We start from the raw sequence: 19,357 nt of genomic DNA, 5'->3' as shown, positions 1-19,357 counted from the left end.
TTCTTTTAAATCAATCAAAGCGTTTTGGTAAACACGAGAAGACAACTGATTCATCCAAGCACATTCAGGTTGTTTCTTGACGTAGTTAGTGAGAACTTTCTTGATTTCGTTGATGACCTTTGAGTCGGAAAACTCACCTCCACCGTACATTTGAACTCTCAGGCTCAAACCCATGTTAAATACCACGCGCCGAAAGCCTGCGTGTTTTGCCATCAAGGTCGCTTCAGTATTATTCAATTTGAGCGCTCGCTTGACGGCAAACATGGAACTGACTCTCAGCAATCAACTGTAGATAAGTTTAGCTTTCCTATTTGCCACTTAAGTCTTGCTCTTAACCTATCGCCGAGAGCTCGTTGACAATTTTGACTTTTCCCTTGAGCACCGAGCGCAGCAGGCGGTTGATCGAATGTCTGTCTTGCTCGTCGAGAGAGTCATCCAATACAGCGGCCATCAAACCGTAGCGATCGGCTACAGTCAAACTGCCCGTATCGGTAACAGAGTGACGCTGGCATGGCAGAGAGCGTGATGTTTTGAGCCTAACTGTGTGATAACCACGGAGCTTATTTTGTGACGAGCGACGTTTGAAGTCTGCGATCGCCGTCACAATATTATGTCAGAGCTACCCATTGCCTCCACTCCCCTCCAAAATCTAAAGATTTATAAAGCTTTTTGGGATCTGTGGGTGTCTTTACCCATTTCCAATGTATAAAACGCATTGCGGTGATGCAAAAAGCTCATAAAACTCAAGATTTTGTAAAAATAGCTACGAATATTTACTGTTGCGCGCTTTACATTAGTTCATAACAAAGGTGCATCGGAATACAGCGATCGAGCCATCGGTAACAACTATAACCATATATAGTTTGGCTGAATTCGAGACAGCGCCTGGCAAAGCTCAAGTATACAAAAGACCAACCATGCTTAAACGAAATTAGATCCAGTAACTAAATATACAGTTTTAAATCCACAGGCTCATTAAGGTTAGCAGGAAACACATTTTATGCTCCAAGTCAATATCTCAGGGAATAAACCAGCAGCGAGGGTAAATCGATGACCCAAACAGTAGAACCCCAAGCGAGCCTAAACAAATTTGAAAAACTCAAAGCCGAAAAAGATGGCTTAGCGGTTAAAGCTGAGCTAGATCACTTTGCCCAAATCGGCTGGGAAGCAATGGATGCAACAGACCGCGAGCACCGCCTCAAATGGCTCGGCATCTTCTTTCGGCCAGTAACTCCGGGCAAATTCATGATGCGCCTGCGCTTGCCCAACGGCGTCATTACCAGCAATCAAACTAGAACGTTAGGAGACATATTGCAACGCTACGGCTCCGACGGCAGCGCTGACATTACCACCAGACAAAACCTGCAACTGCGCGGAATTCGGATCGAAGATGTGCCCGATATATTCCGCCGCCTCAAGGAAGCGGGGATGACCAGCGTTCAGTCTGGCATGGACAATGTACGTAACATCACGGGTTCCCCAGTCGCGGGTTTGGATGCCGACGAACTGATAGATACGTGGGAATTGGCGAACCAAGTCCAAGACATGATTACCAACAGCGGCGAAGGCAACCCAGAGTTTTCCAATCTGCCGAGAAAGTTTAATATTGCGATCGCAGGTTGCCGCGATAACTCAGTCCACGCCGAAATCAACGACATCGCCTTCGTACCCGCTTACTCTGACGGCAACATCGGCTTTAACGTTTTAGTCGGCGGCTTCTTCTCCGCCAAACGCTGCGAAGCTGCAATTCCTCTCAACGTCTGGGCAAGTCCCAGCGACGTTGTAGATTTGTGCAGAGCGATATTAACGGTATATCGCGATCGAGGCCCGAGAGCAAACCGCCAAAAATCTCGCTTGATGTGGCTGATTGACGAACTCGGCATCGAACAATTCCGCGCAGCCGTCGAAAAAGAAGTAGGCCGCACTTTGTCCCCCGCCTCCCCCAAAGATGAAATCATCTGGGACAAACGCGACCACATCGGCATCTACGCGCAAAAACAATCAGGGCTCAACTATGTAGGGTTGCACGTTCCCGTCGGACGGCTGCGAGCAGCGGATTTGTACGATTTGGCCAGAATCGCTGAGGTTTACGGCAGCGGCGAACTCAGGCTCACCGTCGAAGAAAACGTGATTGTTCCCAATGTTCCGGACTCGCGGCTCGAATCCCTCGTAAAAGAACCGTTATTGCAACGTTTCTCGATCGACCCCGCACCCCTGATGCGAGCCTTAGTTTCCTGCACCGGGTCGAAGTTTTGCAACTTCGCCCTCATCGAAACCAAAGCCCGATCCGTGGCAATGATTCGGGAACTGGAAGCCGAACTCTCTGTTCCCAAACCGGTCAGAATTCACTGGACTGGTTGCCCCAATTCCTGCGCTCAACCCCAGGTAGCCGACATCGGCTTGATGGGTACAAAAGTTCGGAAGAACGGCAAAACCCTCGAAGGTGTAGACATCTACATGGGAGGAACAGTTGGCAAAGATGCTCATTTGGGTACTTGCGTCCAAAAAAGCATTCCTTGCGAAGACCTGAAACCGGTGCTGCATCAACTGTTAATTGATAAGTTTGGGGCCGTGCCCAATCCAGCTTTCGGGGATGTCGCTTCCCTGAACCGGCAACTGCAACTGACGGTTGAGAGAGACGAAACAGTTCTGATGGCGAAACCTCAGACATCTACTGTCATTTTCGCTCGATCGGGCAAAACAGTTGCTTGCAGCGAAGATGAGTTCATTCTCGACGTTGCCGAAAGGGCTGGGCTTGAACTGGACAGCAGTTGTCGATCGGGAACCTGCGGCACTTGCAAGCAGCAACTCCTAGAAGGTAAAACCGTCTACGACAGCCAGCCTGACGCAGCCTCCGACTTAGAACCAGGGTTCATCTTAGCTTGCAGCGCGCGGGCGATCGGCAAAGTGTCGATCGACGCCTAATATCATAATGTGAGATTCGAGAGACCCAAAGAATTATCTCATTGCGAACAGAATTATGTCATTGCGAATGATATTGTCTCAGTGCGATCGAAATTATGTCATTGCGAAGGTCGTAAACCAATCTCACATCAGGCATCTCACATTTCGAGTATCTCAAAGTACACCAACAATTCAAGACAAATGAGCAACCTCTCCAGAAGAAAATTCATCATCACCGCCGGAGCAACAGCAGCAGGCACCCTCCTCGCCCACGGTTGCAGTTCCGGTTCCAGCACTACCAGCGCCTCACCGGGCGCTGCCTCACCGGGCGCTGCCTCACCGGGCGCTGCCTCACCCAGCGCCGCCCCAGCAGTCAACGTCAACCCCGCCGACGCCCCCGAAGTTACTACAGCCAAACTCGGATTCATCGCCCTCACCGACTCCGCACCCATAATCATCGCCCAAGAAAAAGGGTTATTTGCCAAGTACGGCATGAAAGACGTACAAATCCTCAAACAAGCATCTTGGCCAGTTACTCGCGACAACCTAGAACTCGGTTCTGAAAAAGGCGGCATTGACGGAGCCCACATCCTCTCCCCCATGCCTTACCAGATGACCTTAGGCACAATTACCAAAGGCAATCAACCAGTGCCGATGAACATTGTTGCCCGGTTAAATACCAACGGTCAAGCCATCTCCGTAAGCAAAAAATACCTAGATTTAAAAGTAGGTACAGACAGCAAACCACTCAAAGCAGCCCTCGCCAATCAAAAAATTGCTGTTACCTTTCCCGGCGGCACCCACGATTTGTGGATGCGCTATTGGTTAGCAGCCGGTGGCATCGATCCGAATACAGATGTTTCTGTTATTCCAGTACCGCCACCTCAAATGGTAGCTAACATGAAATCCGGCAGCATGGAAGCATTTTGCGTCGGCGAACCTTGGAATGCCCAGCTAGTTACTCAAAAAGTTGGATACACCGCCTTAGTAACGGGAGAACTCTGGAAAGATCACCCAGAAAAAGCCTTAACTTTAAGAGCAGATTGGGTTGAGAAAAACCCTAAAGCTACTAAAGCAATTACAATGGCCGTACTGGAAGCTCAGCAGTGGTGCGATAAGCCAGAAAATAAAGATGAGATGTGCCAAATCATCTCTCAAGATAAGTGGTTGAAAGTACCACTTGCAGATATTGCAGGTCGCATGAAAGGACAAATTGACTATGGTACTGGCCGCGTTGAAGCAGCTAGTTTAGTAGCAATGAAATTCTGGGCTGACAATGCTTCCTATCCCTACAAGAGTCACGATGCTTGGTTCATCGCAGAAAATATTCGCTGGGGTTATATGCCGGCAACTACCGACATCAAAGCCACGGTTGATAAAGTTAACCGCGAGGATATTTGGAAAGCAGCAGCGACAGCACTTGGCGTTCCCGCTGCCCAAATTCCGGCTACCACTTCTCGCGGTGTCGAAACATTTTTTGACGGCGTGAAGTTTGATCCGGAAAAACCAGAAGAATATCTGAAGAGTCTGGCTATCAAGAAAGCCTAATTAGTGAACAGTTGACAGTTGACAGTTGACAGTTGACAGTTGACAGTTGACAAATCATAAAATTTAGTGGCGTTGAGTTTCGCAACTCAACCCACCACAGCCGATAGGGTTCTCAATTCAAAGTATCTACAAATAATCGATTATTCACTACTGTACTGCAAACAGACAAATGGCAACCAATCTCTCTGTTTCTAAGAGCAAAAATCCAGCAAATTTCGTGCTGGATATGGTTCAAAAAAACCGCAAAAAAATCATCCGCCCGCTAGTTGCGATTACAGTTCTGCTGGTAGTTTGGCAAATCCTCTGCCACGACCCCACATCCACCTTGCCCGGCCCGATTAAAGCCGTCCAAGAAAGCTGGAATTTGATTATCAATCCGTTCTTCGATAACGGTGGTACTGACAAAGGTTTATTCTGGCAACTGGCTGCTAGCTTGCAGCGGGTGGCGATCGGCTTTACTCTAGCAGCAATTCTAGGCATTGGTTTAGGAATATTAATCGGTACAAACTCTTTAATGTTCGATGCTTTAGACCCGCTATTTCAAGTATTTAGAACAATCCCGCCCCTGGCTTGGCTACCGATCGCCCTGGCAGTATTTCAACAGTTCAATCCCTTTGAAGGCTTGGGGATGAAAGCTAACGAAGTTTCTGCACTTTTCGTAATCTTGATTACAGCAATCTGGCCGATTCTGATTAATACCACAGTAGGCGTTCAACAAATACCTCAAGATTACAGAAACGTCGCCCGAGTCTTGCGCCTCCCCAACCAAAAATACTTCTGGAAAATCTTGCTACCGTCTTCGGTTCCTTACATCTTCACAGGGTTGAGAATTGGTATCGGTTTGTCTTGGCTGGCGATCGTAGCTGCGGAAATGTTAGTCGGCGGTGTCGGCATCGGCTTCTTCATCTGGGACGCTTATAACAGTTCTCGACTCAGCGCCGTGATTCTGGCAGTGCTTTATGTAGGAATCGTCGGTTTGATTTTAGACAGACTCGTTGGTTTCGTCGCTTCCAAAGTTGTTCCTGAAGACAATAAATAAGATTGGGGAATGGGGAATGGGGAATGGGGAATGGGGAATGGGGAATGGGGAATGGGTGATTAGTAGTTGGTGATTAGTTATTAGGAAGCGGGAATAATTATATATGCCCAATGCCCAATGACCTGTTTGGCCAATGACCTGTTTGGCCTTCTTCCCAATTCCCAATTCCCCATTGCCAAATTAATAATTAGCATCTACTAAAGTACAAACTAACAGAAAATAATCATGTCAATCCTTATTGAAGTAGACCACGTAGACCGCGTATTTAACTTGCCAAATGGCGAGCAATACATCGCTCTCAAAAATATCGAACTTAAAATTAAAAAGGGAGAATTTATCACCTTAATCGGACACTCCGGTTGTGGCAAATCTACACTGTTAAATATCATCGCCGGACTGGACACAGCAAGTCAGGGCGGGATTACTTTAGAAGGGCGCGAAGTCCGCGAACCAGGCCCGGATAGAATGGTGGTATTTCAAAATTACTCGCTACTACCTTGGCTGACGGTGCGCGAAAATATTGCTCTAGCAGTAGATGAAATTTACAGCGGTAACTCTAAAGAAGATCGCGAGTTGGTAATCGAATACCACATTAAATTGGTGGGACTCGGACAGGCTGCCAACAAGCGCCCCAGCGAAATTTCTGGGGGGATGAAACAAAGAGTTGCGATCGCCCGCGCCCTCGCTATCCGCCCAAAATTGCTCCTGCTAGACGAACCCTTCGGTGCTCTCGATGCTTTAACTCGCGGTGGTTTGCAAGACCAATTGATGAACATTTGCGAAGAAAGTAAAGTCACCAGCGTGATGGTAACTCACGACGTGGATGAAGCTTTGTTGCTGAGCGATCGCATTGTAATGCTCACCAACGGCCCGGAAGCGCAAATCGGACAAATTCTGGAAGTGGACATTCCTCGGCCCCGCAAGCGCATGGAAGTGGTCAACCATCCGAGTTACTACGCGCTGCGAAACGAAATGGTTTACTTCCTCAACCAGCAAAAGCGGGTGAAACAGCGCCGGGCCAAACAACAAGCCCCATCCGTGGCGATCGCCCGCAACGGCCTGGAAAAAGTCAACCTCGACATCGGCTTTATTCCCCTCACCGACTGCGCGCCCTTAGTCGTAGCCAAAGAGAAAGGATTCTTCAAAGCCCACGGCTTAGAAGAAGTCACTCTCGTGCGCGAACCTAGTTGGAAAGAAATTGCCAAAGGTATCGCGCAAGGACGGCTGGACGCGGCGCAAATGGTTGCAGGAATGCCGATCGCCATGCTGTTGGGATTGGACGGCGAAGCCCCGGTTCCCATCAACAGCGCCTTAACCCTGTCCCGCAACGGTAACTCGATTATTTTCGGGAAACACCTTTACGACCAAGGTATTCGGACATTAAAGGATTTCAAAGCTGCGATCGCCAAGACCCCCGACAAGGTACAAACCTTGGGCATGGTACACTCCGCTTCCATGCACAATCTGCTGTTCCGCTACTGGCTGGCTGCCGGTGGGATTGACCCCGATCGCGATGTAGCCTTGACCATGCTTCCTCCCCCGCAGATGGTATCGAATTTAAAAGCAGGCAACATCCAGGGCTACTGCGCCGGCGATCCCTGGAACTCCAAAGCAGTCAACGACGGTACCGGTTTTGCCATCGCCCGTTCCCTGGATATTCTGCCCGGACACATCGAAAAAGTTCTCGGCGTTAGCGAAGATTGGGCTCAGAAATATCCTAAAACCCACGTCGCCCTCGTCAAAGCGCTTTTGGAAGCCTGCGAATACTGCGACGACCGCCGCAACCGCGAAGAAATCCTAGAATTGATTTGCCAAGAACAATACATCGGTGCGGATCCAAAAGACATCCGTCCGGGGTTCATCGACCCGTACAACTCCGGTACGGAGGCACAACCCGAAATGCTCTACAATTTCAACCAGTTCTATGTTGACAAAACCAATTGTCCAGACCGCCTAGAAATGGTGTGGGTGATGTCGCAGATGGCCCGCTGGGGACTGATTCCGTTCCCGAAAAACTGGGTGGAAGTGGTCGATCGAGTTTTGCGGCCCGATGTGTTCGGTCAAGCAGTGCGCGAGTTGGGTTTGCCGGATATCGCTAGAGCTCGCCGGACGATCGAACTATTTGACGGCACTGTCTTTAATCTAGACGACCCGATCGACTACCTTGAAAACGTCAAAATCAAGCGCGACCTTCGCATTGAAGAAATCTTAATTGAACAAATAGGCAGTCAGTGTTCCATCAGACAGCCAGCATAATCACCAAATAGGAAGAGGGAGTGAAGAGTAAGGAATCAGGAAACAAGACTCCACATTTCCCGCTTCCTAATTACCTCTCTTACTAACCCTTAATCCTAAATTCTCATGTCTAATTCCGCAAACCCCCAACCAAATCCTGAAAATATGCAAACTATCAAAGCGCCCCCGGCAACGAAGATTCAGAGTAAGAAATCAGGCTTTTTGACTATTAAAGATGTATCAAAAGTCTACCCAAACCTGAAAGAACCAGAAAAACCTTTCGTGATTCTCGACGGTGTGAACCTGACGATTAATGAAGGCGAATTTATTTGTTTGATCGGTCACTCTGGCTGCGGCAAATCAACTTTGCTGAACATGATTGCGGGATTTAACGGGCCGACAAGCGGAGAAGTTGCTCTCGAAGGTGCGCGGATTACTGAACCGGGCCCCGATCGCATGGTGGTGTTTCAAAACTACTCGCTGCTACCGTGGCTGACTGCTACAGAAAACATCCACCTCGGTGTTGAAACTGTTTACGGGGATAAGTCCGCAGAGGAACACGACAAGATCGTCAAAGATAACCTGGAATTAGTGGGGCTGACAGAAGCTTGCAACAAAAGACCGGGCCAGTTGTCGGGCGGTATGAAACAGCGGGTGGCGATCGCCCGAGCCCTGGCAACTCGTCCCAAACTGCTGATTTTGGACGAACCCTTCGGAGCACTAGATCCGATTACCAGGGAAGAATTGCAGGAAGAATTGCTGAAAATCTGGCACGAGTACAAAATTACGATCGTCATGATTACTCACGATATTGATGAAGCTTTGTTTTTAGCCGATCGCATCGTGATGATGACCAACGGCCCTGCTGCATCAATCGGCGAAGATATGCACATTCCCTTCAGCCGTCCCCGCAACCGCACGCGGATGATGGAAGACCCGAAATACTACGAACTCCGCAACTTTGCTTTAGAATTCCTGTTCTCTCGCTACGCCCACCACGAAGAGGACACAACGGACTCAGAAATGGCACCCGTCGTCCTGCCATTACCCGCTAGCAAAAAGCCTGGGGCTACTGCTGACAAGCCCATGCCACCGGTATCCTTTGTGCCTCACGCTGCACAACCCTTAGAAGCCTCGCCAATCAAAGGTGCCGTCCTGGCAATCTCGTGGTTGGTAACAATGGCAACTTTAGCTGCTGTCAATACATCTGCTGTTTCCAGCCAACTCAAGCAAGCCAAGCTAGCAGAAACTGCACCAGCACCAACTGCGGCGGCGGTTGTCAGTTCTCCTCCCAGCCCTGCACCGATTGCTGCCAGTCCTGCACCAATTGCAGCCAGTCCTGCATCCATTGCCAGTCCTGCATCCATTGCCAGTCCTGCATCCATTGCCAGTCCTGCATCCATTGCCAGTCCTGCACCGAGTGCTGCTGCAAGTCCTGCATCCATTGCCAGTCCTGCAACCTCACCCACCAAGGCAGCAAGCAGTGCAGGTTCAGGAATTTCGGACAAAGCTGAACTTGATGCGATCGGAAATCAGTTGTATGCACGAATTGACGAAAATTGGAAAACAACTCCGACATTTACCCAAAGTTTGACCTATCGAGTCAAAGTGAAACAAAACGGAGATATCGTACAGTTCGAGCCCACAAATAAAGCAGCTAAAGATTTCCTCAAAGAAACTCCTCTGCCGACTTTGCAAACTCCTGCCGGTGCCGCAGCAGGCGCTCAAAAAACTGCTGATTTCCAAGTAACGTTTAGCCCCACCAGCGGTGGCGGCGGCTTATTAGAAGTTAAAACCGCGAAATAGGTGACTTATACCATTTTTGCATTGGATAGTTGAAGATTTTCGATTGAGAAGCCGATCGCCTCGGCTCGATCGACTACTATAAAATAGGTTTGTAGTGAGGACTTTAGTCCTTCTTTCGGCGGACTAAAGTCCTCACTACAAACCTATCCGAGTGCGATCGCGAGTTTAACTAAAGATAGCGGTTAATTTGAAATCAGGGTATTTTCCGCTTATGTAAAGCATTTCCGGGGTAATTTAGTAATTATTGATACATTATTTGTAGGAGTCCTCAGTTCCAACTATAATGACGAATTACGAATTATCCATGAGCTTTCAAAAATTAGCATCTAAAATCACCAGATGGAAACTATAAAAACTCTTTGTCCTTACTGCGGTGTAGGTTGCGGTCTAGAAGTTGTTCCCGACAAAAAACAAACTTGGAAAGTGCGGGGCGATCGCAATCACCCATCGACTCAGGGCATGGTTTGTATCAAGGGAGCAACGGTAACAGAGTCCATTCGCAGCGATCGGCTACTTTATCCGATGATGCGAGAGACTCTCGACCAGCCGTTCCGTCGCGCTAGCTGGGACGAAGCTCTCAATGCCATTGTTGACCGCATCCAGGCAATTCGCAGTACCAGTGGGCCAGATGCTTTGTGCGTTTACGGTTCAGGTCAATTCGCTACAGAAGATTATTATGTTGCCCAGAAACTCATGAAAGGTTGTCTGGGCACTAATAATTTTGATGCGAATTCTCGTTTGTGTATGTCTTCAGCGGTTTCGGGATACGTTCAAAGTTTTGGTTCGGACGGGCCGCCTTGCTGTTACGACGATTTAGAATTAACAGATTGCGCTTTTATTATCGGCAGCAATACAGCGGAATGCCATCCAATTGTATTCAATCGATTAGTAAAGTACCACAAAAAACATCCCGATGTCAAGATAGTTGTGGTAGATCCGAGGCGGACTCCGACTGCTGAAGTCGCAGATTTGCACTTGGCAATTAAACCAGGGACGGACATAGATTTACTCAATGGAATGGCATATTTGCTGTTGCGGAGGCAAGCAATAGATCCTGAGTTTATTCAAGAATGCACGGCAAATTTTTCAGCTTTTGCTGAAGTTCTCAGCAGCTATACGCCGGAGTTTGTAGCCTCGCGCTGCGGCATTACTGTCAGCGAGTTAGAAACTGCTGCCAACTATTGGGAACAGTCACAACGGGTTTTGTCTCTGTGGTCGATGGGAATTAACCAGTCCTCCGAAGGTACGGCAAAGGTGCGATCGCTAATTAATTTGCACTTGATGACTGGTCAAATCGGCAAACCGGGATCTGGCCCGTTTTCCCTCACAGGCCAGCCAAACGCGATGGGAGGCCGGGAAGCTGGAGGACTTTCTCACTTACTTCCAGGCTACCGCTTTGTCAAAAATGACGAACACAGAACCCAAGTCGAGGAGTTTTGGGGAATCGCACCGGGAAGCATTTCGCCGAATCCAGGCCGCAATGCTTGGGATATGATTACCGGTTTGGAAACTGGCGATGTTGAGTTGTTGTGGATTGCCGCCACCAATCCGGTGGTGAGTATGCCGGATTTGGAACGGACAAAAGCTGCTTTGTTGCGATCGCCCTTGACGATTTATCAAGAAGCATACTATCCCACCGAAACCTCAGCCTACGCTCACATCCTGCTGCCGGCAACCCAGTGGAGCGAAAAAACCGGAGTGATGACGAATTCCGAACGCCGCGTGACGCTTTGTCCCGGTTTCGATGAACCATCCGGCGAAGCGCGCGACGACTGGAAGATTTTTGCAGAAGTCGGCCGCCGGTTGGGTTTTGCCGAACACTTTGCTTTCGACAGCAGCGCCGATATATACAAAGAATACGTGCAGTTGACACGCGATCGTCCCTGCGACGTAACAGGCCTCAGCCATGAATATTTGCGCCTTCAAGGCCCCCAACAGTGGCCATGTCCCGAAAATCAGCCTGTGCATCCAGCGACTGAAGCTAAACGGCTGTATACTGACAGGCGTTTTCACACTCCTGACGGGCGGGCGAGATTTTCGGCCTATCACTCCCGGGGACTAGCAGAACCACCAGATCCCGACTATCCGTTTGTGTTAACCACAGGAAGAGTTTACGGACATTGGCACACGATGACTCGGACTGGGAGAACAGAGAAAATCAATAAATTGCACCCAGATCCGTTTTTGGAAATTCACCCGCGCGATGCTGCTAAATTGCAGATTAAGGAGGGTGATTTGCTAGAAGTTCGATCGCGCCGCGGTAAGGCTCAGTTTCCAGCAAAAGTCACCAAGGCGATCGCCCCTGGTACGCTATTTGTACCGATGCACTGGGGTTCTCTGTGGGCAGAAAGTGCTGAAGCCAATGCCATGACTCATGCTACAAGTTGTCCAGATTCCAAACAGCCCGAGTTAAAAGCTTGTGCGGTGCAGTTAGTGCTGATTGGGGCAGAAGTGGCCGCAGAAGTTGGGGAGTTTAATTGGGCAAAATCCACCGTCACGGTCAATTCTTGAGTTGCCGTCCAACTTTACCTTGGTTTCTTGCCACAGACTCAAATAAAATTCTAGTTTTTTTGTCAATAAACCCAGTTTCTTAGCTATGGCTGAGGCACAATAGCAGGGTACTCTACAGCAATCAAGACCTTTGTCAGTCGATTTTCTATTTTTCGATTTTCCATTTTTTGATTTACTCCACAGATGCAATCTGGGAGTTGGAACTTTGGCGTTGGCCGTTCGCTTGTCGAAGGGTCTCAAATTTTGGGATCTCCACGACTTAAGTCCGGGGCTTGTACCTGTTTTTGGGCAAGGTTATCGAGTAATTTTGAGTTATTACCAGAAAGAATTGGTTGAAAGCCCGCCCGTCTTTGAGGGAGAAATTAAAATCAGACTATTCATTACTCCAATCCTCGGACTTCCAGGTAGAGGTCGCTCTCAAACAGTCAACAGTCAACAGTCAACAGTCAACTGTTGAAGCACCCGACAAGCTGCGTTCTCCCGCAGAGTTCGCGAATCAAGAAAATTAAATTTATTTTTTCTAGTTTTTCCTGCTTTATTCGGGGTTTTTCCTGATTCCTTGTTCCTGATTCCTGATTCCTGATTCTTTATTCCTTATTTTTAGTCGATCGAGCGGATCGGAAAAATTGCAGTTTGCACCTATAGGTGCTATGCTATTTTTATAAGGCTTTATTTTCGGCAGTACAGTTCGTTCGATCGGCGTTCCTCCGGATTTAAATCTCTACAACCTCGATTCTGGAGAATGTTCAATGTCAATCTATGTCGGCAATTTATCCTACGAAGTAACGCAGGAGCACCTCAACCAAACTTTTGGAGAGTACGGCACAGTAAAGCGCGTTCAATTGCCTGCTGACCGCGAAACAGGTCGGATGCGGGGCTTCGCTTTCGTAGAAATGTCTACTGAAGCAGAAGAAGCCGCAGCCATTGAGGCTCTTGACGGTGCTGAGTGGATGGGTCGCGACCTCAAAGTCAACAAGGCAAAACCCCGCGAAGAGCGCGGTTCTTCCAACAGCGGCAACTGGGGCAACAACGACCGCTCTTCTCGCCGCTACTAAACCACCCAAGCTAAAAATTTAGCTTGGTCGTGTGTTCGACAGGGCGAAAATGCAGTCAACAATCCTTATCTGTTGAGAATAAGTAGTTGATTGTGCGATCGTACCGTGTCTGAAAGTCCTCAAACTCTTGATAAGCTAGAGTTTGAGGTTTTTTTATTTGCAAAATTTCTGAATCGGGAAATGGACTGTGTGCGATCGATTTCGGAGCTGACCCGAAAGCCTGTAAAATATAACGGGCAGAAAAAATAACCTTCCTCAGACTCCGGTTTTCCGAGGGAAACAAGCAATCACAGAGTTTCGGGATTGCCAAGTGTACCGAAGAATGACAGAATGATCGACGATCGCTAAATCATCGGTATGCTGAAAAAACTATTTAGGCAAATTTCTAAGTTTGGCAGTGATGAACAATTTCTGCATTTTACAGAAAATGTAGAAGTCATAATATCCAAAATTTTATCGCTGGCGATGATTTTGGTAATTATAATCAGCGTTTGCGATTTGCTGATTTATTTAGCAAAAGAATTGTTTAACGACCACGAGAGTTTTTTATTAAAAGATACGTTGTTTGTCATATTCGGGTTGTTTTTAAATGTTTTAATTGCCCTGGAAATCTTGGAAAATATTACAGCTTATCTGAAAAAGCACGTAATTCAAGTAGAGCTAGTTATTGTAACTTCTTTGATAGCAGTATCTCGAAAAATAATCATTCTTGACCTAGAAAAAAAAACAGCAGCCGACTTGATTGGTTTAGCAGCAGCCATTTTTGCGCTTTCCATCAGTTACCTGATAGTGCGGTTTGCCAATAAAGCAAATGATTAATATTGGTCATTAGTCATCAGTCATTAGTAATTCGGAATTGGGAATTGTCATCAATAACTAATACCCAATCCGGCTTTGCTTGAAAAATCCTTTCCTTTCTTGTCTAGAAAAATGGGCGGTTGAAACCGCCGTCTTGCCTAGATGTCTTCCAATAAACCAGCAGGAGGCACAATTTCAATTCTGCCTTTCTCCAAGTCAACAATTGGCACAATCTCTTGCACAAAAGGAATCAAAACTTTCGTTGATTTAGGTTCTTTAACCCGGATTTTCCGTGGTTTGCGGGTATTTCTGGGGTCAGCATTTGCTGTGGGAGTTTCCGGGCGTTTTGGCTTAGCTACTCCTGGGGGGACAACTTCCGGCGCTGTGAGATTAGTTTCTACCTCTAAAAGGTCGTTACCTGCGGGGATAATATCGCTTACCTTACCTAGGATTTCCCCGGTTAACTGGTTAAAAACTTCCATACCAAGCAAATCTTGGACGTAAAACTCACCAGCTTCGAGGTAAGGTCGATCGCCCTTTTCGATTAACAACTTACAGCCCCGCAGCGCTTCAGCGCCATCGCGGTCTTCTACACCCTCCACCTCTACAGCATACAACCCTTTGCCTGGAATGTAGCGACCGCCCAAAAACTCGATCGGTTCCGGTTCAGTTTTCTTAGGGCGCAAAAGCCACCGCCTCCCCGGTTCAATAAACCTTTCCGGGAAATCCGAATCGGGATAGACTCGCACTTCCCCGTATAAACCTTGAGCTGCTACAATTGTACCGATTTCTATCCACTCAGACATAAATTCTCTTACTCAAATTGCTAATAATTAGTCATTAGTCATTAGTCATTAGTCATTAGTGACTGGTAATTGGTAATTGGTAATTGGTAATTGGTAATTGCTAATTGGTAATTGCTAATTGGTAATTGCTAATTGGTAATTGGTAATTGGTAATTGGTAATTGGTAATTGGTAATTGGTAATTGCTAATTGGGTAATTCTCCCCCTCTCCCTCTCTCCCCCTTCTGACGGGTGTAGGTTTTTTGGTAAAAGCCTTATCCCATAAGAGTTTGAGATTTTAAGATGCAAAAGCCCAAAACCTTTGCACTGTCTAAATTTGCTGGGTTTTGCCAGGGGAAAACCTACACCTGTCAGCTCTCCCTTTCTCCCCATCTCCCCCTCTCCCCCTCTCCCTTCTTCCCTCTTTACCGAAAAATTGGGTTTAAAGCCTCGTCCTTCTAGGACGACTTTTCGAGAGTGTTCTGATAAGTTCGCCAACAATATCGGACTTGGTTCGACTATTCTGTTTGGCGTATTCCTCAAGCATATCCATCTGGGCCTCTGATACTCTGATGTACAATTCTTTCTTTGCCATTTTGTGTACAGATGTGGTACACTAATTATAGTGGATAGGGTAATCAACCACTTAAAAAACCCAGTCGCCGAGAGGCACACTGAACAAGAGAAAATTGAATCTATGCGGTTCTACTGCATTTTTCTAGACTCCACCTCGCAGTAGGTAAAAGATTCAGAGGAGCTAGACGAACAGTTTTTTTGAGACATATCGTTTCAAATTAAAAAAGAACTTGGAGCAATCCAACTAGGGTAGGGCATACCCGAAGTCGCTTGGGGAGAGTCCCACCTCGCTTGCTAGACACTGCAAGGTATCTAGGTTAAGTGGTCTCGTTGAGCCAAGAATCCCCGCACCTTAAGGTCGGGGAGTGTCAAACCAACCCACTTCTCAGTGCGACAACGGCTGCTTGCACGCGATCGTCCACAGCCAACTTATTCATAATACCGCGAACATGAGTTTTAATAGTATTTGGACTCAAATAAAGTGCCGCCGCTATCTCCGGATTGCTGTTACCTTCCACCATTAACTTTAACACCTCTAATTCCCGCTGTGACAATTGGCCAAAAGTAGTTGTAGAGGCTGGTGTAGGCGGTTTGAGGTGATCGATGACAGTCCGAGCAATTTGAGGATCGAGGTAAGTAGCCCCCTCTGCTGCCGCTGCAATCGCTGCTAACAGCCTGTCTACGGAAGCACCTTTAATACAATAAGCATCAGCACCGCTTGAAAGGGCAGCAATAATTTCAGTTTCAGCGGTATGAGAAGTTAACATTACCACTCTAACTTCCGGCAGTTGTGCTTTAATTTGCTGCGTCGCTGCTATGCCGTCCAGTCGCGGCAAACCGATATCCATTACAATAATATCTGGTTTCAGCTTCAGTGCGGCGGCTACGCCTAAATATCCATCTTCTGCTTGTCCTACTATTTCTATTTCTGGGGAATCGGCTAAAACTTGCTCTAATCCCAGTTGCATCATCGGATCGTCTTCAACAATTAGAATTTTCATTGTTAATTGGGAATGGGGAATTGGGAATTGGGAATTGGGAATTGGGAATTGGGAATTGGGAAGGGGGAATTGGGAATTGGGAATTGGGAATTGGGAATTGGGAATTGGGAATTGGTAGGTTCTCAACAATAACAAATAACTAATAACTGCCAACTGCCAACTGACTACTGACTACTGACGGGAGCATCTCTGTTTTGCATTTATTATAGTAATGAGATGCTCCCCAACTGCCAACTGTCAACTGACAACTGTCAACTGTCAACTGTCAACTAACTTTTAAAACTTCTACAAATTCACCAGGCAAAATCCAGGTTTCCGATGCGGGCAAAACTGCTAAACCAGTCGTATTTGCGAGGTTAATTAAATTTGCTGAATTTTGGCTGCCGCTTGCAGGTTCAAATTCCCAGAATCCGGCAACTAAATGTAGTTTACCCCAAACATAAGTTTCGCGCTTGCCAGGCGATCGCAATTCAACATCACATCGAGCCCGCACAAACTCCGGGCCCCAAGCATCCGCGCCCAGCCCAGACATCTTTCGCAAAGCAGGCACAACAAACCGCCAACAGCATACTAAAGCCGAAACTGGATTTCCCGGCAAACCAAAATAGAGACAATCCGAACTCGCAATCGGCAAATCTGATTTTTCTTCATCTCGTTTAAATGCAGCGACAGTCAAAGGTTTACCGGGCTTAATCGCCACAGAACTAATGTGAACTTTGCCTTGCAACTCCGCCAATATTTGCTCGATATAATCGTAATCTCCTACCGAAACGCCACCCGTAGAAAGCACCACATCTGCTGTCGAAACAGCCTGATCGATTGCCTCCTTTAGCGCATCTTTACTATCAGGAACAATCCCCAATCGAATCGGTTCAAATCCCATTTGAGTCAACAACACTGTCAAAGCATACTGATTTGAATCTACCAGTTTACCGTAAGTCAAAGTTTTGTCTGGCGATACCAATTCGTCACCCGTAGAAAAAATAGCCACCCGCAAACGCCGATAAACTGGAACTTGAATGCACTGTGCAGTTGCTAATACTGCCATTTCTGGGGCGTTGATAACTGTACCCGGAGTTAGTAAATTTGTTCCTGCTTGATAAAAAGTGCCTTTGTGCCTGACAAATGCTTGTGGCTTTTCAGGAGAAACTAAGATAAAAATGCGATCGCCCTCACGCCTCGTTTCTTCCTGCATTACCACCGTATCAGCACCATCTGGCATCATCGCGCCCGTAAAAATTCGGGCTGCTTGGCCCGATTGCACGGTAGTTTGAGGCTGATATCCGGCTGGAATCTCCTCGACTACTTCGAGTACCGCAGGTTTTTCGGCGCTGCAATTTTCCACATCAGCAAACCGCACCGCATAGCCATCCATTGCCGAATTGTCCCAATAAGGAAAATCGAGGGAACCGGTGACGGGTGCAGCCAAAATGCGCCCCGATGCTGCCAACAAGTCTACAATTTCTACATCCCGCTGACTGTCGAGGGATTGCGCCAAATTTAGAACGATAGATTCTGCTTCTTTTACGGACAGCATCAGTGTCACCCAGTTTAACAAGACTCTTCTTAGTTTAGCAAATCAGCAGCTATAGTGGAAATGTATTTTTTGATTCCTCTGCGGTAAACCGTTTTTTGTCGTCCTTAGCTTATGACTATTTTTCGCTCAGCTTTTCGACTCAATTGTTTATCTCTATTTCTGGTGGGATTTCTGGTTGTCCTGACTCAACTTTCAGGCTTGCAAGTCAGCGATTTATTCTTTCACCCTTTTTTCTCCCCCAATCCCAATGTGGCTTTATTAACTCGAACCTTTCAAATCTTATGTGCTGTGCCAGTTATTGTTTGTAGCTTTAGCTATGGATTGGCTAAAACTATGCAACTGCGCCCTACGGAAACTCGATTTATTCTGTTCTCTGCTTTGTTGACAGGCGCATTTCTGCTCAATGAAATTTACAGGATTCATCTATATATTAGCGCCTTGGGAATTCCTAAGTTAGGAGTTAGTTTGTTGTACGCTATATTTGTGTTCTCCTACGGATGGTTTTTTCGGCGAGAACTACAGTCTACTCCCTACAAAATCTTGTTGGCTGGATTGGGATTGTTGTTTTTTGCGATCGGCATGGACGCGCTGAAGTTAGAAGGCAAGATCTTAGCTAGTTTATTAGAAGGGGTTCCTAAGTTATTGAGCGAAATCAACATTGCATTTTATTATTGGTATGTCTGCAAATCTTTCCTGGAAAAAAGTTTTCATAACAAGATGAACGCGTCATTATAACTTTGTGATATAATGCCAACACAAGTATTTCGCAAAATCTTCCGGCTTCAAAAATAGCATTCTCCGGTTTGCGATTTACACAACCTGCATCGCTCGGCCTTTATCTGCGGTTACAATAGTCCAAGTGCAGCCTCTAAAATACCATGCTAGCAGTTACCATCAACTTTAATGCGATCGCCCAAATCAACGACGACCAATTTTATCAACTGTGTCGCCAAAACCCCGAGGTCAAATTTGAACGCAACGCCCAAGGAGAAATAACCGTCATGTCACCCACAGGAGGAGAAACTGGAAATTACAATTTTGAAATATCTATTGATTTTGGAATTTGGAACAGACGAACTAAACTAGGAGTTTGTTTCGATTCTTCAACTTGCTTCAAACTCCCCAGCGGTGCCAATCGTTCCCCCGATGTTTCTTGGATTAAACAAGAAAGATGGGATGCACTCACTCCCGAAGAAAAACAAAAATTTCCTCCGATTGCCCCAGATTTTGTTTTAGAGTTAATGTCGCCGACAGACAGTCTAAAAGATGCTCAAGACAAAATGCAAGAATACATGGAAAACCAAGTAAAATTAGGCTGGTTAATCAACCGTAAAACGCGCAGAGTTGAAATCTACCGCGAAGGACAAGAAAAAGAAATTATCGAATGTCCCGCAGAACTTTCTGGAGAACACATTTTGCCCGGTTTCGTGCTAAACTTGCGATCGCTGTGGACATAATAGCTAAATCCGAATCCGAGAAACCGGGTTTTTTCCCAATCTGCGGGTTGCACCGAAGTATGTATTAAAAAACCCGGTTTCTGAGTCTCCAATCTGCGTTAAAAAA

16 protein-coding genes and 1 pseudogene are annotated in these 19,357 nt (G+C 46.9%); 12 read left to right on the top strand and 5 right to left on the bottom strand.

Annotated elements, in window-relative coordinates; translation table 11 throughout:
* Together JGK16_RS16220 and JGK16_RS16215 are read right to left on the bottom strand one after the other, a co-directional pair.
* On the bottom strand, positions 1-264 hold a 264-nt coding region (locus JGK16_RS16220), incomplete at its 3' end, for a helix-turn-helix domain-containing protein (protein ID WP_293192553.1).
* 67 nt (positions 265-331) lie between these two features.
* Complete coding sequence (locus JGK16_RS16215) at positions 332-517, bottom strand: hypothetical protein (RefSeq protein ID WP_293184273.1); 186 nt, start codon at positions 515-517, stop codon at positions 332-334.
* 533 nt (positions 518-1,050) lie between these two features.
* Between JGK16_RS16215 and JGK16_RS16210 the strand changes: the two are divergent.
* The 10 genes and pseudogenes from JGK16_RS16210 to JGK16_RS16170 form a co-directional block, all read left to right on the top strand.
* Positions 1,051-2,577, top strand: a pseudogene (locus tag JGK16_RS16210) (ferredoxin--nitrite reductase); the annotation flags it as partial.
* 75 nt (positions 2,578-2,652) lie between these two features.
* Positions 2,653-2,925 (top strand): 2Fe-2S iron-sulfur cluster binding domain-containing protein, encoded by a 273-nt coding sequence (locus JGK16_RS32760; protein ID WP_293271524.1) that lies wholly within the window; start codon positions 2,653-2,655, stop codon positions 2,923-2,925.
* 180 nt (positions 2,926-3,105) lie between these two features.
* Positions 3,106-4,452 carry a CmpA/NrtA family ABC transporter substrate-binding protein gene (locus tag JGK16_RS16205; protein WP_293192549.1) on the top strand — a complete coding sequence of 449 codons (1,347 nt, stop codon included), beginning with the start codon at positions 3,106-3,108 and terminating at the stop codon, positions 4,450-4,452.
* 169 nt (positions 4,453-4,621) lie between these two features.
* The gene (ntrB, locus tag JGK16_RS16200) at positions 4,622-5,491 is read left to right on the top strand and encodes a nitrate ABC transporter permease (RefSeq protein WP_293184225.1); all 870 of its coding nucleotides are present in this window, start codon (positions 4,622-4,624) and stop codon (positions 5,489-5,491) included.
* 225 nt (positions 5,492-5,716) lie between these two features.
* The gene (locus tag JGK16_RS16195) at positions 5,717-7,747 is read left to right on the top strand and encodes a nitrate ABC transporter ATP-binding protein (RefSeq protein ID WP_293184227.1); all 2,031 of its coding nucleotides are present in this window, start codon (positions 5,717-5,719) and stop codon (positions 7,745-7,747) included.
* Between the two features lie 105 nt (positions 7,748-7,852).
* Positions 7,853-9,532, top strand: a complete 1,680-nt coding sequence (locus tag JGK16_RS16190; protein WP_293192547.1) for a nitrate ABC transporter ATP-binding protein — start codon at positions 7,853-7,855, stop codon at positions 9,530-9,532.
* Between the two features lie 339 nt (positions 9,533-9,871).
* Positions 9,872-12,043 (top strand): nitrate reductase, encoded by a 2,172-nt coding sequence (locus JGK16_RS16185; protein WP_293184231.1) that lies wholly within the window; start codon positions 9,872-9,874, stop codon positions 12,041-12,043.
* Between the two features lie 130 nt (positions 12,044-12,173).
* Entirely contained in the window at positions 12,174-12,500 is a 327-nt protein-coding gene (locus JGK16_RS16180) for a hypothetical protein (RefSeq protein WP_293184233.1), read from the top strand.
* Between the two features lie 292 nt (positions 12,501-12,792).
* Complete coding sequence (locus JGK16_RS16175) at positions 12,793-13,098, top strand: RNA-binding protein (protein WP_293148182.1); 306 nt, start codon at positions 12,793-12,795, stop codon at positions 13,096-13,098.
* A gap of 357 nt (positions 13,099-13,455) precedes the next feature.
* A complete protein-coding gene (locus tag JGK16_RS16170) occupies positions 13,456-13,917 on the top strand; it encodes a phosphate-starvation-inducible PsiE family protein (RefSeq protein ID WP_293184235.1) in 462 nt (153 codons plus the stop codon).
* A gap of 137 nt (positions 13,918-14,054) precedes the next feature.
* Here the strand turns inward: JGK16_RS16170 and rimM are convergent, their stop codons facing one another.
* From rimM to glp, 3 genes are all read right to left on the bottom strand, one after another.
* The gene (gene rimM, locus JGK16_RS16165) at positions 14,055-14,702 is read right to left on the bottom strand and encodes a ribosome maturation factor RimM (protein WP_293192545.1); all 648 of its coding nucleotides are present in this window, start codon (positions 14,700-14,702) and stop codon (positions 14,055-14,057) included.
* Between the two features lie 922 nt (positions 14,703-15,624).
* A complete protein-coding gene (locus tag JGK16_RS16160; RefSeq protein ID WP_293148190.1) occupies positions 15,625-16,257 on the bottom strand; it encodes a response regulator transcription factor in 633 nt (210 codons plus the stop codon).
* Positions 16,258-16,522: 265 nt separating this feature from the next.
* A complete protein-coding gene (gene glp / locus JGK16_RS16155; RefSeq protein WP_293192543.1) occupies positions 16,523-17,794 on the bottom strand; it encodes a gephyrin-like molybdotransferase Glp in 1,272 nt (423 codons plus the stop codon).
* A 111-nt stretch (positions 17,795-17,905) separates the two neighbouring features.
* Between glp and JGK16_RS16150 the strand changes: the two genes are divergently transcribed.
* A complete protein-coding gene (locus JGK16_RS16150; RefSeq protein WP_293184246.1) occupies positions 17,906-18,529 on the top strand; it encodes a hypothetical protein in 624 nt (207 codons plus the stop codon).
* A gap of 143 nt (positions 18,530-18,672) precedes the next feature.
* Positions 18,673-19,251, top strand: coding sequence for a Uma2 family endonuclease (locus tag JGK16_RS16145; protein ID WP_293192541.1), 579 nt, complete (start codon positions 18,673-18,675; stop codon positions 19,249-19,251).
* The last annotated feature ends 106 nt before the right edge of the window (positions 19,252-19,357 follow it).

It is taken from the genome of Microcoleus sp. PH2017_09_SFU_O_A (assembly GCF_020738625.1).
GTDB lineage: Bacteria > Cyanobacteriota > Cyanobacteriia > Cyanobacteriales > Microcoleaceae > Microcoleus.
This window is presented reverse-complemented; position numbering and strand designations above follow the sequence as displayed.

Excerpts from the sequence above, each read along its gene's own strand:
- JGK16_RS32760 (WP_293271524.1), top strand. The coding sequence starts at position 2,653 with ATGGCGAAACCTCAGACATCTACTGTCATTTTCGCTCGATCGGGCAAA.
- JGK16_RS16205 (WP_293192549.1), top strand. The coding sequence starts at position 3,106 with ATGAGCAACCTCTCCAGAAGAAAATTCATCATCACCGCCGGAGCAACA.
- ntrB (WP_293184225.1), top strand. The coding sequence starts at position 4,622 with ATGGCAACCAATCTCTCTGTTTCTAAGAGCAAAAATCCAGCAAATTTC.
- JGK16_RS16195 (WP_293184227.1), top strand. The coding sequence starts at position 5,717 with ATGTCAATCCTTATTGAAGTAGACCACGTAGACCGCGTATTTAACTTG.
- JGK16_RS16190 (WP_293192547.1), top strand. The coding sequence starts at position 7,853 with ATGTCTAATTCCGCAAACCCCCAACCAAATCCTGAAAATATGCAAACT.
- JGK16_RS16185 (WP_293184231.1), top strand. The coding sequence starts at position 9,872 with ATGGAAACTATAAAAACTCTTTGTCCTTACTGCGGTGTAGGTTGCGGT.
- JGK16_RS16175 (WP_293148182.1), top strand. The coding sequence starts at position 12,793 with ATGTCAATCTATGTCGGCAATTTATCCTACGAAGTAACGCAGGAGCAC.
- JGK16_RS16170 (WP_293184235.1), top strand. The coding sequence starts at position 13,456 with ATGCTGAAAAAACTATTTAGGCAAATTTCTAAGTTTGGCAGTGATGAA.
- rimM (WP_293192545.1), bottom strand. The coding sequence starts at position 14,702 with ATGTCTGAGTGGATAGAAATCGGTACAATTGTAGCAGCTCAAGGTTTA.
- JGK16_RS16160 (WP_293148190.1), bottom strand. The coding sequence starts at position 16,257 with ATGAAAATTCTAATTGTTGAAGACGATCCGATGATGCAACTGGGATTA.
- glp (WP_293192543.1), bottom strand. The coding sequence starts at position 17,794 with ATGCTGTCCGTAAAAGAAGCAGAATCTATCGTTCTAAATTTGGCGCAA.
- JGK16_RS16150 (WP_293184246.1), top strand. The coding sequence starts at position 17,906 with ATGACTATTTTTCGCTCAGCTTTTCGACTCAATTGTTTATCTCTATTT.
- JGK16_RS16145 (WP_293192541.1), top strand. The coding sequence starts at position 18,673 with ATGCTAGCAGTTACCATCAACTTTAATGCGATCGCCCAAATCAACGAC.